This is a genomic window from Streptomyces sp. NPDC048523 (assembly GCF_043199815.1).
Taxonomy (GTDB): Bacteria; Actinomycetota; Actinomycetes; order Streptomycetales; family Streptomycetaceae; genus Streptomyces.
Window position 1 is genome coordinate 356,227 of the sequence record NZ_JBICWQ010000003.1, and the last position, 14,283, is coordinate 370,509.

14 protein-coding genes are annotated in these 14,283 nt (G+C 70.6%); 8 read left to right on the forward strand and 6 right to left on the reverse strand.

All coding sequences use genetic code 11. The features are described 5' to 3' along the window. Window positions 1-232: 232 nt before the first annotated feature. Window positions 233-1,810 (forward strand): glutamine-hydrolyzing GMP synthase, encoded by a 1,578-nt coding sequence (gene guaA / locus ACGFWE_RS17465; RefSeq protein ID WP_352389167.1) that lies wholly within the window; start codon window positions 233-235, stop codon window positions 1,808-1,810. Between the two features lie 18 nt (window positions 1,811-1,828). Here guaA and ACGFWE_RS17470 read toward each other — a convergent pair whose 3' ends face one another. Beyond that, window positions 1,829-2,296 carry a pyridoxamine 5'-phosphate oxidase family protein gene (locus tag ACGFWE_RS17470; RefSeq protein WP_393600381.1) on the reverse strand — a complete coding sequence of 156 codons (468 nt, stop codon included), beginning with the start codon at window positions 2,294-2,296 and terminating at the stop codon, window positions 1,829-1,831. A gap of 140 nt (window positions 2,297-2,436) precedes the next feature. On the opposite strand from ACGFWE_RS17470, the gene ACGFWE_RS17475 reads away from it, so the two are divergent. Beyond that, entirely contained in the window at window positions 2,437-3,243 is an 807-nt protein-coding gene (locus ACGFWE_RS17475; protein ID WP_352389165.1) for a class II aldolase/adducin family protein, read from the forward strand. A gap of 66 nt (window positions 3,244-3,309) precedes the next feature. Here the strand turns inward: ACGFWE_RS17475 and ACGFWE_RS17480 are convergent, their stop codons facing one another. After that, window positions 3,310-4,167, reverse strand: coding sequence for an ANTAR domain-containing protein (locus ACGFWE_RS17480; RefSeq protein ID WP_393600382.1), 858 nt, complete (start codon window positions 4,165-4,167; stop codon window positions 3,310-3,312). A gap of 350 nt (window positions 4,168-4,517) precedes the next feature. Here ACGFWE_RS17480 and ACGFWE_RS17485 point away from each other — a divergent pair, with 350 nt between their 5' ends. After that, window positions 4,518-5,207 carry a hypothetical protein gene (locus ACGFWE_RS17485; RefSeq protein WP_352389163.1) on the forward strand — a complete coding sequence of 230 codons (690 nt, stop codon included), beginning with the start codon at window positions 4,518-4,520 and terminating at the stop codon, window positions 5,205-5,207. Window positions 5,208-5,344: 137 nt separating this feature from the next. Here the strand turns inward: ACGFWE_RS17485 and ACGFWE_RS17490 are convergent, their stop codons facing one another. Further along, on the reverse strand, window positions 5,345-6,241 hold the full coding sequence (locus ACGFWE_RS17490) for a DUF4429 domain-containing protein (RefSeq protein ID WP_352389162.1): 897 nt from the start codon (window positions 6,239-6,241) through the stop codon (window positions 5,345-5,347). Window positions 6,242-6,472: 231 nt separating this feature from the next. Between ACGFWE_RS17490 and ACGFWE_RS17495 the strand changes: the two genes are divergently transcribed. Beyond that, entirely contained in the window at window positions 6,473-7,762 is a 1,290-nt protein-coding gene (locus ACGFWE_RS17495; protein WP_393600383.1) for a hypothetical protein, read from the forward strand. 117 nt (window positions 7,763-7,879) lie between these two features. After that, window positions 7,880-8,410, forward strand: coding sequence for a DoxX family protein (locus tag ACGFWE_RS17500; RefSeq protein WP_352389160.1), 531 nt, complete (start codon window positions 7,880-7,882; stop codon window positions 8,408-8,410). 48 nt (window positions 8,411-8,458) lie between these two features. Here the strand turns inward: ACGFWE_RS17500 and ACGFWE_RS17505 are convergent, their stop codons facing one another. After that, window positions 8,459-8,728 (reverse strand): hypothetical protein, encoded by a 270-nt coding sequence (locus tag ACGFWE_RS17505; RefSeq protein ID WP_393600384.1) that lies wholly within the window; start codon window positions 8,726-8,728, stop codon window positions 8,459-8,461. Continuing rightward, a complete protein-coding gene (locus ACGFWE_RS17510; protein ID WP_393600385.1) occupies window positions 8,715-10,187 on the reverse strand; it encodes a PspC domain-containing protein in 1,473 nt (490 codons plus the stop codon). Before ACGFWE_RS17510 ends, ACGFWE_RS17505 begins: the two co-directional genes overlap by 14 nt. A 142-nt stretch (window positions 10,188-10,329) precedes the next feature. Between ACGFWE_RS17510 and ACGFWE_RS17515 the strand changes: the two genes are divergently transcribed. Together ACGFWE_RS17515 and ACGFWE_RS17520 are read left to right on the forward strand one after the other, a co-directional pair. Then, window positions 10,330-11,658: a PspC domain-containing protein gene (locus ACGFWE_RS17515; RefSeq protein WP_393600386.1), complete on the forward strand. Its 1,329-nt coding sequence runs from the start codon at window positions 10,330-10,332 to the stop codon at window positions 11,656-11,658. Then, window positions 11,655-12,365, forward strand: a complete 711-nt coding sequence (locus ACGFWE_RS17520; RefSeq protein WP_352389156.1) for a response regulator transcription factor — start codon at window positions 11,655-11,657, stop codon at window positions 12,363-12,365. Before ACGFWE_RS17515 ends, ACGFWE_RS17520 begins: the two co-directional genes overlap by 4 nt. Before the next feature lie 3 nt (window positions 12,366-12,368). Here ACGFWE_RS17520 and ACGFWE_RS17525 read toward each other — a convergent pair whose 3' ends face one another. Beyond that, window positions 12,369-13,430: an NlpC/P60 family protein gene (locus tag ACGFWE_RS17525; RefSeq protein WP_393600387.1), complete on the reverse strand. Its 1,062-nt coding sequence runs from the start codon at window positions 13,428-13,430 to the stop codon at window positions 12,369-12,371. 459 nt (window positions 13,431-13,889) lie between these two features. On the opposite strand from ACGFWE_RS17525, the gene ACGFWE_RS17530 reads away from it, so the two are divergent. Next, the gene (locus ACGFWE_RS17530; RefSeq protein WP_352389154.1) at window positions 13,890-14,243 is read left to right on the forward strand and encodes a hypothetical protein; all 354 of its coding nucleotides are present in this window, start codon (window positions 13,890-13,892) and stop codon (window positions 14,241-14,243) included. The last annotated feature ends 40 nt before the right edge of the window (window positions 14,244-14,283 follow it).

The following is a 14,283-nucleotide window of genomic DNA, read 5'->3' on the forward strand; positions in this document are numbered from 1 at the left end:
CCTGGGAAGTCGCTTGTCAGTTGCTCAAGCAGCACGACCATGGCAGCCGGCGGGCCGGGTGCCATAGGTGAACAGGAAGGACGTCTGCGTGAGCATGGCAGCAGTATGCCGGGCCGGACGGGAGGGTCCAACCGGGTTCGCATCCTGAGACGGAGCTCGGCCCCGAACCGGCTCCACGACTCCCGGTAGACTCGGTACCACACACACCTCGCTCACCGCCGGAAGGCAACCCGTGTCATCAGCGAACCCCGCCGCCGCCCCCGACACCGTCCTGGTCGTCGACTTCGGTGCGCAGTACGCCCAGCTCATCGCCCGTCGTGTCCGCGAGGCCCGGGTCTACAGCGAGATCGTGCCGAGCACCATGCCGGTCGCGGAGATGCTCGCCAAGAACCCGGCGGGGATCATCCTCTCCGGCGGCCCCTCGTCGGTGTACGCGGAGGGCGCCCCGCGCCTGGACCGCGAGCTGTTCGAGTCCGGCGTCCCGGTCTTCGGCATGTGCTACGGCTTCCAGCTGATGGCCACCACCCTCGGCGGCACCGTCGACAACACCGGTGCCCGCGAGTACGGCCGCACTCCGCTGCACGTCTCGAAGTCCGGCTCGACCCTCTTCGAGGGCACCCCGGACGAGCAGTCGGTGTGGATGTCCCACGGCGACGCCTGCTCCGCCGCCCCCGAGGGCTTCAGCGTGACCGCGTCCACGGACGTCGTCCCGGTCGCCGCCTTCGAGAACGACGAGAAGAAGCTCTACGGCGTCCAGTACCACCCCGAGGTCATGCACTCCACGCACGGCCAGCAGGTCCTGGAGCACTTCCTGTACCGGGGTGCCGGTCTGAAGCCGGACTGGACCACCGGCAACGTGATCGAGGAGCAGGTCGCCGCGATCCGCGAGCAGGTCGGCGACAAGCGCGCGATCTGCGGCCTGTCCGGCGGCGTGGACTCCGCGGTGGCGGCAGCGCTCGTCGCGCGCGCCATCGGCGACCAGCTGACCTGCGTGTACGTCGACCACGGCCTGATGCGCAAGGGCGAGACCGAGCAGGTCGAGAAGGACTTCGTGGCCGCGACCGGCGTCAAGCTGGTCGTCGTCGACGCGGAGGAGCGCTTCCTGACCGCTCTCAAGGGTGTCTCCGACCCCGAGGAGAAGCGGAAGATCATCGGCCGGGAGTTCATCCGGGTCTTCGAGCAGGCCCAGGCGGAGATCATCGCGGACGAGGGTCCGGCGGTGGAGTTCCTCGTCCAGGGCACGCTCTACCCGGACGTGGTCGAGTCCGGTGGCGGCACCGGCACCGCCAACATCAAGTCCCACCACAACGTGGGCGGCCTCCCCGAGGACCTCGAGTTCCAGCTCATCGAGCCGCTGCGCAAGCTGTTCAAGGACGAGGTGCGCATGGTCGGCCAGGAGCTCGGGCTCCCGGACGAGATCGTCCAGCGCCAGCCCTTCCCCGGCCCCGGCCTCGGCATTCGCATCGTCGGCGAGGTGACGAAGGAGCGTCTCGACCTCCTCCGCGACGCCGACGCCATCGCCCGCGAGGAGCTCACCGCGGCCGGCCTCGACCGCGACATCTGGCAGTGCCCGGTGGTCCTGCTCGCCGACGTCCGCTCGGTCGGCGTCCAGGGTGACGGCCGGACCTACGGCCACCCGATCGTCCTGCGCCCGGTCTCCTCCGAGGACGCCATGACCGCCGACTGGTCGAGGCTGCCGTACGACGTCCTCGCGAAGATCTCGACGCGGATCACCAACGAGGTGGCCGACGTCAACCGCGTGGTGCTCGACGTGACGTCGAAGCCGCCGGGGACGATCGAGTGGGAGTAGGGCTCCCGCTCCTGAAGGTCAGGTCCGCTTGATCGTGCGCAGGGGCTGACCGGGCTTCCAGACCTGGAGGACCAGGTACTTCTCGTCCTCGACGGAGGTCCGCACGACCTCGGTCAGCTCGGTGCGGAAGAGGTGGAACGGCTCCGGCGGTTTCACCTCTTCGCCGTATGCGGCCTTGGTCCCGGGATCGGTGACCTCTCTCGCGTGACCGCTGATCCGGACGTCCCCGCCTCCCAGGCTCTGGCCCTCGCCGGGGTTCGCCTGGAGACAGAAGCGGGGGTCGCGCTGCAGGTCCCGCGCCTTCAGCGAGTCCGGCATCATGCCGAGCCAGAGCTCGCCGCCGAGGAAGCGGACCTCCAGGCCCGTCGTGCGCGGGGAGCCGTCCTTGCGGAGCGTGGCGAGGACGTGGTGGGTGAAGGCGGCGAACCGGTCCTCGACGGTCCTGGCGAGGTCGGGTTCCGCGGCGGAGAAGGCAGCCCAGTTCATAGCGGACAGTGTTCCTTCGATACCCGACATCCTCTGTCTGGTATCCGCCGGGTACGCCATCTTTACGAATCACCCCTGTTCTCTTGCGCTGACCGACGGTAACTTCCGCCACGTAAAGCAACCCAGTGCTGGAGGAGCACATGCACGGGACGCCCCTCGGGCCCACTCCGCCGATGCCGCTGCCCACCGAGAAGCTGCAGTTCGCGATGCCGCCGATGCACGACTCCGTCGAGGAGGAACGCCGGTACCGCAAGGAGCGGCTCGCCGGCGCGCTGCGGATCTTCGGCCGGCTCGGCTTCGAGGACGGCGTGTCCGGGCACATCACCGCACGCGACCCGGAGTTCACCGACTGCTTCTGGGTCAACCCCTTCGGCATGCCGTTCAAGCACGTCACCGTGAGCGACCTCGTGCTCGCCAACTCCGACGGGCAGGTGCTCGACGGCCGCTACCACGTCAACCAGGCGGCCTTCACCGTGCACTCCCAGGTGCACGCCGCCCGCCCCGACGTCGTCGCCGTCGCCCACTGCCACTCCGTGCACGGACGGGCGCTGTCCACACTCGGCGAGCTCCTGGACCCCCTCACCCAGGAGAGCTGCGCCTTCTACGAGGACCACGCGCTGTACGAGGCCTACACCGGGGTCGCCGTCGACGCCGAGGAGGGCCGCCGGATCGCCGCCGCGCTCGGGTCCCGCAAGGCGCTGGTCCTGCGCAACCACGGGCTGCTGACCGTCGGGGACTCGGTGGACGCGGCGGCCTGGTGGTTCCTGTCGATGGAACGGTCCAGCCAGGTGCAGCTGCTGGCCCGCGCCGCCGGACGGCCCGTGCTCATCGACCACCGGGCGGCGCTGGCGACCTGGCAGCAGCTGGGCGGGGATCTCGTGGCGTGGATCAACTACCAGCCGATGTGGCAGGACATCAGCCGCAGCGAGCCGGATCTGCTGAGCTAGTGCTCTGACCGCATGCCTTCGCCCGGTTGGGCGGGTGTGGGTCCTCCCTGACCGGACGCGAAACGGTCAGCGGTGATTGCGCGCGGTGGTGTGGAGGTGTTCCAGGGCGTCGAGGACGACGGTGTGGCGATGCCAGTGCAGCCACCGGCCCACGGCGGCCCCGGTCTTCTCCAAAGCGGTGAGCTGTGTCCGGCTGAGGCCTGCCAGGGGTCGTTCGTGGTGGGAGGAGATCATGCCGAGCACGTGGCCCCGGCTGGTCAGGGGGAGGCTGTGGGCGGCGCGGCTGCCGGCCTGGAGGATGGCGTGGCGGGAATCGTCATCGAAGATGTCGGCTGATTCGACATCTTTCACGGTGATCTGCTGACGCTGCTGGGCAGCTTGCGCACACAAGGTGGTCGAATCCTGGACGAAGGCGAAGAAGTCGGTGAAATGCCGGTTCAGGCCGGTGTGCTTCTCCAGGCGCAGCATCCCGTGTTCGGCGAGCTGGACGTTGCCCATATCGGTTTCGGTGACGTGCAGGACCCGCCGCAGCGCCGTCCGAAGAACCAGTGCGTGGCTTTCGGCCCCCGCCCCTTGCAGCGCCAGATCCGGCAGCGCGGGGGCGACGAAGCGGACCCGGCGCGGAAACCACTGCACGGCACCGGAGTCCGGACCGGCGATGCGCACCACGGCATCAGCGAGCGTGTGAAGCTTGATGTTGAAGCGCTGAGACGTCTGCTTCAGCAGTTCGAACCCTGCGGCGGGACCGGCCAGACGGTAGCGGTGGACCAGGATCCGCTGCGCCGGTTCGACCGCGGCCCGCGCGAGTTGCCGGTTGCGCACCTCAAGTGCAGCCGCTGAAGCGGTGGGTATGCCCTCACGAGGCCCGTCCGAGCGGGGACCGACCGGCAAGGGGCCGGACATCCCTTGGCTTTCGTCGATCACAACGGCACCTCCTGAGAGCATAAGGACACGAAGGGACCGCAGGAGCGCACGCTTGCTCGCGACGCGTCCCGCGGTGTGCCTGTGGCCTAAGCACTCACCCTCACCCTAAACACACAACCGCCCAGCTCGACACAGGGCCTCACCTGCCAGAAGTTCGACGTTGCGGGCTCGCCGCCTTGTCGTCGGGCTTCAAGTTCTTGCCGGGCCGGGACGTGCTCAGCTTCACCGCCTCGGAATCCCGACCCCGACCCCGACCGTGACTTTGTCGAGCGTGGCGTCTGACGGAGGGTCAGGAACAGCGGATCCGCTGTCACCTGTACGGTTTCGCCTCTCGCTGTTTTACTTGCGGAATGCGCTGGCGAGACAGCAGCAGTTCATGGTGTGTCGTCAACATCGTTTTCGGGTTGGTCCTCGTGGGGCTGGGCGCCTGGCGCATCGGGCCGGCGCACCACCGCGAGCACCAGCAACGGGTCGCGGCGGCGTGTATCGCCGAGCGTGGTGTCGAGCAGTGCCTGCCGGTGCGGACCGCCGCCATCACCAAAACAGTCAGGCTGAAGCAGACGTTCGGCGGGGTCATGCTGGACGTGTATCTCGACGGGGCCTCCAAGCCGGCGTTCGAGATCTCGCCGCACTGGAGCGAGCGGGACAGCTCGACAGTGGTCGTCGCCGACTTGCAGGGCGAGGTGTGGGCCTGGCAGGAGAGCGAGCACCATCGGTGGGAAGAACTGTACGAACCATGGCCGTGGTGGACACTCATCTATCTCTCGGTGATCCTGATCGGCGGCTGGTTCGTACTGAACTTCGCGAGCGAGCTGCTCATCGAGGGACACAGCCGGTACAGAGAACTGGCCGAGAGGTTGGTCGCCCTGTACGGCGGAGTGAGCTTTGCGGGGACGGTGATCCTCGCCGGGTTCTCCTTCTCCTGGATCTTCGGGCTGGGCTCCATCGCCGTCGTGGCGCTGGCCGTCGGAGTCAACGGCGCGGACCTCTGGCTCCATTGGCGAAACGCCTGGTTCCGTGCCCGCCGTGTACCGCGTTGACCGTACCCACACCCGCGCCCGTGCAGGACGGCAGCCACTTCAGCTCGGCGGCGTCGCAGGGTTCGAAGATCGTCCCAAGGGCTCGGCCCGTGAAGCTGATCGGCGCTCCAACCCGGTGAACCTTCGCGGTCGGAGCACTAGAAGCCCCGCAGCACCGCGGCCTTCGTCATCGCGAACTCCTCGTCCGTGAGCACCCCGTCGCGGTGCAGCTCACCCAACTCCCGCAGCCTGCGCAGCAGTACGTCGTGATGGTCGGCCTGGGTGGCGGCAGCCGCGGTGAGCCGGTGGCGGTGGGCGCCCGCGTCGCCGTACGGGAGGTCCCAGCGGGTGGACGGGTGCGGCAGCCGGGCGGTGACCGCCGTCGCGACGAGCGCCGTGAGCAGGTCGCGGCGGGTGCTGCCCCACAGGTCGAGGGCGTAGGGGTCCTTGTCCGGCGGCAGTTTCGAGAAGGATGTCCCGCGGGTCACGAACCGCAGGAAACCGTCCTCGAAACCGGAGTTGGGCAGCCACTCGACCTGGACGACGTCGCCCACGTCGATGATCCGCGGGCCGGTCGCCCGCTTCACCCGGTCGGAGGTGTCGGACCAGTCGATACGGACCTGGGTGCCGTCGAAGGACACCGTGCCGTCGGAGGAGCGCACCGAGACCGGGACCGGCGGGCCGGACAGCAGATAGGCCTTCGTCGGCTCGTTCGGGACCTCGTCGAGGAGGAGGGCGCGGCGGATCTCCTCGGCCACGTACTCGGCGACCCCGGCCCGGTCGACGTCCACGGTCAGTCGGTACGGATCGGCCGGGTCCGGCAGGCGGCCGCCGGTCGCGTGCAGCAGCGGGTCCGCGCCCTCCCGCAGCCGCATCCGCAGCCGGCCGCGCTTGCGTTCGGGCTCGAACGCCACGCCCGCTATGGCCTCCAGGGGCACGGCGACCTCGCCGTACGTCTGCCGGAACAGCGGCACGGAACGGTGGAGTCCCGGTGTGATCCTGACCGTTGTGCCGTCGAAGACCCAGGTCCCGTCACGCTGGATGATCTCGGCCATGGGGAAATTCTCGCAGCCGGGTCAACACGGCGGGCCCCGCTTCACCCGCGCTGACCAGACCTGCCAAGCGGGGGCGGTGTGCTGTAGGGCACAATTCGCTGTCATCACGGCGGAGTTGTCCGGGGTTCTCCGTGGGGTGCGGGGCGCGAGGGTTTGCGGGTTGTGCGGTCGGTCGGCCATGGGGTCATCCGGGGCCGGAGAGCAAGCGTTGTGGGAAGGCAGGCGTCGGTCGTGGCGGTGCAGGAAGCGAGACAGGGCGCGACCGGGGGTGTGCCCGCGGGTGCGCACGAGGGCGGGTGCGCCTGTGGGGACTGTCCGCACGGGGCGCGCGCCGGGCATCGGCGGGCGGTGGCGGCATTCCTCCTGAAGCGCGACGAGTTCGCCGCCGGGCAGGGCCTGCCGGCGGCCGTGGCGCACTCCGCGTCGGCCTCCCGCCAGTGGGTCTCGGAGGAACTGACCCAGTCCGCGGAGGCCGTGGCCGAGCGGGGGCGGGCGGAGGGTGCCGTCTGGCTCGCACGGCTGTGGCGTCGTACCGCATACGCGGTGTGGGCCGCTGTCGTGGTGCTCCTCCTCGTCCAGGCTCTGACCGCCATCGGCGCGGGGTGGACCACGGCGCGTACGGCCGGGCTGGTGGCGGCGCTGGTGGTCGCGGGTTCGCTGACCGCGGCGTCCTGGTTCCACCGGTCCCGGGGCGGGGTGCTCGCACCGGTCATCGGTGAGGACAACCGGCTGTCCACCTCGCGGGCCGTCGCGGTCGCTTGGGTGCTGTTCGTCGCCTACGCGGTGCTCGTGCTGGTGGGCCGGCTGGCCGCGGCCTCCGACGCCCGTGAGCGGGACCGGCTGATCTCCGGGCTCGAACTGGCCCGGGGTGCGGGGGTCGTCACCGTGCTGGCCGTGGTGTGCGGGATCGCCGTGCTGGTGCGGCGGGTGGTCGGGCTGCGGGTGCTCGGGCAGCGGCTGCAGAAGGTGCGGGCGGACCGGCCGCGCGCCGCCGACCTGCTGACGGACGACTCCGGGCGGGGTGCCTTCGCCGACATCCAGTACGTCGTGATCGGCGGGGTCGCCCTGCTGTTCGCGGCGGTACGGCTGGCCCGGCGGCCGGACCAGTTGCCGGATCTGCCGTGGGGGCTGGCGGTGGTGGTGCTGGTGTCCGCGGCGACGTACGTCGCCGGGAAGTACGCGGAGGGCGGGCGGCCGGTGATCCTTTCCGTGGTGCGGTCGCGGGAGGCGGGCGACCTGGACGGGCCCGTCCGTACCGGGGACGACATCGAGATCCGGGGTGCGGGATTCGTGCCGCCGGGGGCACAGGGGGCGGATCGGCTGTCCCGGATGGTGGTGCGGATCGGCCCGGTGAACGTGCATGTGCCGTTGGTGCCGGTGGCCGGGGGATTCAGCAACCCCACGGACGAGGTACTGACCGTGCCGGTGCCGGCCGATGTGGAGCCCGGCCGGGTCGAGGTGCAGGTGGTGACGGCGGCGGGCGCGGAGACCAATCGGTATGCGATCGATGTGACCGACTGAGGGGGGGCCGTGTCGCCAGGGGCGCGGGAAAACCCGCCATCCATTGAGTGGCGCCGCCCCTGCGTGCGTATGGTCTGGTGAGGGTCTCGGCACGCTGGTGAGAGGCGGCTCGAAGCGATGACTCACAGTTTTCGTACGGACACGCACGCCCCCTACTACGACGATCAACGGTCCTGGCGGGACAGCATCGGCCAGTACGCCCTGCTGCCGTTGCGGCTCTTCCTCGGTGTCACGTTCATCTACGCCGGCCTGGACAAGCTGACCGACAGTGCCTTCATGAAGGGCTCCGGCTCGGGTTCCGTCGGCGACATGATGCGCAGCGTCCGGGACTCCTCGGCCATCCCCGCACTGGTCGACCTGTCCTTGAAGAACCCCGTCGGCTTCGGCTACGCCATCGCCTTCGGTGAACTCGCCGTCGGTATCGGCACCCTGCTCGGCATCCTCGCCCGCCTCGCCGCACTCGGCGGTGCGCTGATCTCGCTCAGCCTGTGGCTGACCGTGAGCTGGGCCTCCGACCCCTATTACTACGGCAACGACCTCGCCTACCTGATGGCCTGGCTGCCTCTCGTCCTCGCTGGGGCCTCCGTGTTCTCCGTGGACGCAGCCTGGCAGGGCCGACGGCGGCGGCGATTGGGTGGTTATCGGTAGCTCCGGCCGGCGGAGCTGATCGGTGCTCGGGTGGTCGGTGCTCCGTGATCAGTGGTTCACGGGCGGCTGGGGTGTCTGGTCGGCCTCCGGTGCGGTGGTCGTACGGCGTCTGTCGCGGCGGTTGGTGTGGTGGTTGCGCACGGCCCGGGTCAGCAGGCCCACCACGCCCGCGAGGCAGAGGCCGCCGACGACCATGGGGATCACCGCGAACCACGGGGTGTCCCAGGCGCCGCCCGCGTCACCGGCGTAGGTGATGCCCGCGACGGTCAGGAAGAGGCCGGCGACCAGTTTTCCCGGCTGGAACTCATGACGCAGCACGGCTCACCTCCGCCTGGCCGATGCCCACCCGTAGGTCTATGTCGAGGGTGGCGGTGTTCTTCGCGTCCGAAACCGGTTTCAGGGTGATCTCCTTGCGCTTGCCCGGTGCCACGTCCACGTCCGCCTGGTCGTCGCCCGGCAACTGGATGTCGCCCACTCCCACGTCGATGACCGCTTTCACCGTCACGTCACGGGGAACGATCACCACCAGCCGGCCCACTCCCACGTCGGCCTGGGTCGTCACCGTCCGGCCCTTGGCGAAATCAACGCGGGACAGGTCCAAGGTGCCTACTCCGGTGCCGAGTTCGTACTGCCCGCGGATGTTCTGCGTCGTTGCCGGTGTCCAGTTCGTGCGGACCCAGTGCGTGGTGATGTCCTTCGGCAGCACGGCCGAGGTGGCGAGCAGGCCCGCTGTGACGATCGCCAGGAAGACCGAGCCCGCTCCGGTGCGGCCCAGGAAGGAACTGGTCGCCATCCCCACGCCCAGGACGATCAGCGCGCAGGACAGGCCGGTCTGCAGGCTGGTGCCCAGAGCATGGTCCTCCCAGGTCGCCCCGGTGCCGAGGCCGCCCGCCAGCAGGGCGAGCAGGAAGACCCAGCCGCCGATCCAACGGGGACCGCGAGGCTTCGGCGGGCGGATCCGGGCCGCGTCGATGTCCTCGCGCCGGCTCCAGGCGACGCCCCGGCCGATGTTGACGGCCGCCGCGATGTCACGGTCGCGGGAGTCGCTCGGGCCCCACAGATAGCCCGTGCCACCGACGTGGGTGCCGTCCTTGACTATGGGGTCGCGCCACCAGGACGGGTAACCGGCCGGCACCGGTGGGGCCTGGGCCTCCGGCGGGGCGTCGGCGACGGCCTGGGCGGCGAGCGGGTCGGGGTCGGGGGTGCCGCGGTTGCGCGACCAGTACCCCGCGCCCGCGAGGAGCAGGGAGAGCACTACGGCGAAGGCCAGCACGCTGGTGTTGCTCAGCATGGTGAGGAACACCCCGCAGCCGACCAGGGCGAAGAGCACGCCGGTCAGGGCCTGGCCGTCCACCCGGCCGGTGAGCAGCTTGCGCACCTCGTTCTCCTCCTCGTCCTCGTACGGGACGAAGAGCCAGGCGAAGCCGTAGAAGATGAGACCTATGCCGCCGGTCGCCGACAGCACGGCGAGCGTGATCCGGAAGATCACCGGGTCCATGTCGTACTGCCGCCCGAGTCCGGCGCACACCCCGGCGAGCAGCTTGTGCCGTCGGTCCCGCCGGAAGCGCGGGGGCGCCGGGGGCACATCCCCGACGGGGGCCGTGTCCTGGGGGGTGACGGTGGGCGGGGCCGGTGTGCCTCCTTCTCTCCGCGTGCCCGCCCGCCCGTGCGCGCCCGAAGCCCGGCCGGTGTCGGCGGCCTGGCCCGCGCCGGGGCCGGTGCCGGGGTCCGGGCCTCCGCCGGATCCGGCGCCCGCGGCGTGCTGGTGATCTGTCATGTGTCCATGGTGACGGGCGCCGGGGCGGGACGGGAGTCGGAACGACCCTGGCCGGACCCTGATATCGGCCCTGAGAGGGGGGAGGGAGGTGTTCGGAAGACGCGCCGTTCGAAGATCAGGGGAGTCTCGGGGGACAACCCTGATGCCCCCGCACTGCGGCCGTGTGACCATCGATGGCATGCCGGAAGCCGCAGCAGCGCCCCTCGTCGAACCGCGGCCGCCGCGCAAGCTCTACCGCAGCAGCGACGGACGCTGGCTGGGTGGTGTGGCGCGGGGGCTCGCCGGGCACCTCGGGCTGCCCGTGATCTGGGTGCGGCTCGTCTTCGTCGGCCTGTTCATGGCGGACGGGCTCGGCGCGCTGCTGTATGCCGCGTTCTGGTTCTTCGTGCCGCTCGGCATCGGCGGGGTCGGCGGCCAGAAGCCCCCGTCCCTGGTCACCACCGAGACCTCGCCGGACGGCCGCCGCAGACTGGTCGCCCGGCGTCCGGACAAGGGCCAGATCGTGGCCCTGCTGCTCATGGTCGTCGTGGCCATGGTCTTCGTCGGCAATGTCAAGGTGGGCAATGGCGCCAAGGCCTACCTCTGGCCGGCCGTCCTGGTCGGCGCGGGCGTCGCCCTCGTCTGGCGCCAGGCGGACAACGCCCGCCGGGCCCGCTGGATGGAGGTGGGCCGCCGCCGGCGCACCCTGACGCTGCTGCGCGCCGCGGGCGGAGTCCTCCTCGTCACCGCGGGCGTCTCCGGGGTCTTCGTCCTCCAGGGCTCCACCGCCCACCTCGGCTCGGTCCTCCAGGCGGCCCTCGCGGTCCTCGTCGGGATAACGCTCCTCGCGGGGCCGTATCTCGTCCGCATGACCCAGGACCTCTCCGAGGAGCGCCTGATGCGCATCCGTGCCCAGGAGCGCGCGGAGGTCGCGGCCCACGTCCACGACTCGGTGCTGCACACCCTGACCCTGATCCAGCGCAACGCGGAGAACGCGAGCGAGGTGCGGCGCCTGGCCCGCGCCCAGGAGCGCGACCTGCGCACCTGGCTGTACAAACCCGAGGGCACCGGCAAGGACGAGGCCGACGAACCCACGGACCTCGGCGACGCCGTGCGGCGCAGCGCGGCCGAGGTCGAGGACAAGCACGGCGTTCCCATAGAGGTCGTGGTCGTCGGCGACTGCCCGCTCGACGAGAGAACCGGCGCACAGATGCAGGCCGCGCGTGAGGCGATGGTCAACGCCGCCAAGTACGGTGGCGAGGGTGGCGCCGTACAGGTCTACGCCGAAGTCGAGGGCAGGACGGTCTTCGTGTCCGTCCGGGACCGCGGCCCCGGCTTCGACCTCGACTCGATACCCGCCGACCGGATGGGTGTCAGAGAATCGATCATCGGCCGCATGGAGCGCCATGGCGGCACGGCCCGGCTGCGCGCGGTGCCGGGCGGCGGCACGGAGGTCGAGCTGGAGATGGAGAGGGCGGAGAAGACGTCATGAGCGACGAGGCGAATGGCACGACGGAGGTCACCGGGGGCGCGGCCGAGCGCCGGGTGCGCGTGGTCCTCGTCGACGACCACCGCATGTTCCGTACGGGCGTCCAGGCCGAGATCGGCCGGACCGAGGAGACCGGCGTCGAGGTCGTCGGGGAGGCTGCCGACGTCGACCAGGCCGTCACCGTCATCACCGCGACCCGTCCCGAGGTCGTTCTCCTCGACGTCCATCTCCCGGGCGGCGGCGGAGTCGAAGTGCTGCGCCGGTGCGCCCCGTTGATGGCCGACGCCGAGCAGCCCGTCCGCTTCCTCGCCCTGTCCGTCTCGGACGCGGCCGAGGACGTGATCGGAGTGATCCGGGGCGGTGCGCGCGGCTATGTGACGAAGACGATCACCGGCACGGACCTCGTCAACTCCGTCTTCCGCGTCCAGGAGGGCGACGCCGTCTTCTCGCCGCGCCTGGCCGGCTTCGTCCTGGACGCCTTCGCCTCCACCGACGCCCCGCCGGTCGACGAGGACCTCGACCGCCTCACCCAGCGCGAGCGGGAGGTGCTGAGGCTCATCGCGCGCGGCTACGCCTACAAGGAGATCGCCAAGCAGCTGTTCATCTCGGTGAAGACGGTCGAGTCCCATGTCTCCGCGGTCCTGCGCAAGCTCCAGCTCTCCAACCGTCACGAGCTGACCCGGTGGGCGACGGCGCGGCGGCTGGTCTGACGCTCACACCACGCGCGTGGCGCCCGCGAACGGCATCTGGTCGATGGGCGCCACCCGCACCGGTGCCGACGGGTTCGGAGCGTGGATCATCTGCCCGTCGCCGACGTACATGCCGACGTGGCTGATGCCCGAGTAGAAGAACACCAGGTCGCCGGGGAGGAGTTCGGAGCGGGAGACGCGCCGGCCGGCGTCGATCTGGGCGTAGGTCGTGCGGGGCAGGGAGATGCCCGCCGAGCGGTAGGCGGCCTGGATGAGCCCCGAGCAGTCGAAGGCGTCCGGACCGGTGGCGCCCCAGACATAGGGGCTGCCGAGCTTGGCGTAGGCGTAGGAAACGGCCGCTGCGGCGCGGGAGTTGGGGGCCGTCGCAGTGGCCGCGCCGGGGGACGTCAGCTCGTCGCGTGCCCCCGTGGCGGCCCGTGAGGCGCGGTCCCCGTCGGCGCCGAGCACCGCCCGTTCCTCGGCCGGCAGCTGGGACATCAGACGGCGGGCCGCGCCCAGTTTGCCGGTGATCGTCTTCTTGTGGCGCTTCAGCTCCGCCTGGCGCGACTTCAGCGAGGCCAGCTCGATGTGCGCGGCCCCGCGCAGCTGCTCGATCTCCCGCAGCTGCCGGCGTACGTTCGCCACGGAGGCGGCCTGGCGGTTACCGGCTCGTTCGGCGAACTCGGCGCTGTCCAGGTACCGGTCGGGGTCGTCGGTGAGCGCGAGCTGCATCGCGGGGTCGAGGCCGCCGCCGCGGTACTGCGCCGCGGCCATCGAACCCAGCGCGTCCCGCTCCTCGTTGAGCTGTTCCGTCCTGCGGGCCGCCTGGTCCCGCAGGCTCTCCAGCCGGGTCTCGGCCGCCTTGGCCTTCTCCTTCGCGCCGTTGTACTTCTCGGTGGCCGACTCGGCCTCCTGGTACAGCTGGTCCACCTTCGCCTCGACCTGCGCCGGTGTGAGCTGCGGCTCGGCGTGTCCGATCCCGTCGAAGCCCGTCGCGGTCGCCGCCCCCGCGAGGGCGATGGTCGCTGCCGTACGGACCGTATGGCCGCCGGCCGAGCGGCTGCGGGGCTTGCGGTGCGCTGCCACGTGGACTGCACGTCCTTTCCTGCGATCGCCCGCCCCGAGGCTCAGGGACGTACGAACGCCAGGGGTGAGCGGCCGTACGACCCGCCCGGGGCGGTGTGCGCGTCCGGCGACGGCCCGCACAGGGGGAGCAGGCCGCCGCCGGACCTTTCTCGGCGGTGGTGGCCGACTGCCGCCCCTGGCCCGGGCGGCGGTGGGGAGCCGGTCACCTGAGGGAGGACGCTAAACCTGAGCGTGTCCGGGAGGTAACGCGTTGTGCGGAACTGCCGCCAGAGGACCGCCCGGTGACCGAAGGTGACCGTGATGCCGGGGTGGCGCCGTCGCCTTCGCGCGGTGCGCTGACCGAAGTAGCGATTCCGGGGCGCACGGCCGACGTGGAGTGCTAAGGGCCGCATATATGCGAGATCCACCCACAGGGCCCGGTGCGCGTGCCCCTCGGGCCCCGGCATAGGCTCCGGCCTCATGGACGTACTCATCCATCTCTTCGTCGGCCTGCACATCATCGGCATCGCCGCGCTGCTCGGCGGCTTCCTCACCCAGATGAAGGCGATGGGCCGGGGCACCGCCCGGTTCGTCCCCGCGATGCTGCACGGCGCCGCGACGATGCTGGTCACCGGGATGATCCTGGTCGGCCTCAACCAGGCCGACGACCAGCACGTCAACAACATCAAGATCGGCGTGAAGCTGGCCCTGCTGATCGTGATCCTCGGCCTCGTCTATGTGAAACGGGACGACGAGAAGGTGGACAAGAGCCTGTTCGGCCTGGTCGGCGCGCTGACCACGGCCAACATCTTCATCGCGGTGCTGTGGACCTGACCGCGGTACGGGCGGAGCCGACCGCCCCGCCGCGACGGCC

Bases quoted from the DNA above. Each gene is read 5' to 3' on its own strand.
- ACGFWE_RS17530 (WP_352389154.1), top strand. From the start codon at position 13,890: ATGGACGTACTCATCCATCTCTTCGTCGGCCTGCACATCATCGGCATC.
- ACGFWE_RS17510 (WP_393600385.1), bottom strand. From the start codon at position 10,187: ATGACAGATCACCAGCACGCCGCGGGCGCCGGATCCGGCGGAGGCCCG.
- ACGFWE_RS17500 (WP_352389160.1), top strand. From the start codon at position 7,880: ATGACTCACAGTTTTCGTACGGACACGCACGCCCCCTACTACGACGAT.
- ACGFWE_RS17520 (WP_352389156.1), top strand. From the start codon at position 11,655: ATGAGCGACGAGGCGAATGGCACGACGGAGGTCACCGGGGGCGCGGCC.
- ACGFWE_RS17490 (WP_352389162.1), bottom strand. From the start codon at position 6,241: ATGGCCGAGATCATCCAGCGTGACGGGACCTGGGTCTTCGACGGCACA.
- ACGFWE_RS17470 (WP_393600381.1), bottom strand. From the start codon at position 2,296: ATGAACTGGGCTGCCTTCTCCGCCGCGGAACCCGACCTCGCCAGGACC.
- ACGFWE_RS17485 (WP_352389163.1), top strand. From the start codon at position 4,518: ATGCGCTGGCGAGACAGCAGCAGTTCATGGTGTGTCGTCAACATCGTT.
- ACGFWE_RS17515 (WP_393600386.1), top strand. From the start codon at position 10,330: ATGCCCCCGCACTGCGGCCGTGTGACCATCGATGGCATGCCGGAAGCC.
- ACGFWE_RS17475 (WP_352389165.1), top strand. From the start codon at position 2,437: ATGCACGGGACGCCCCTCGGGCCCACTCCGCCGATGCCGCTGCCCACC.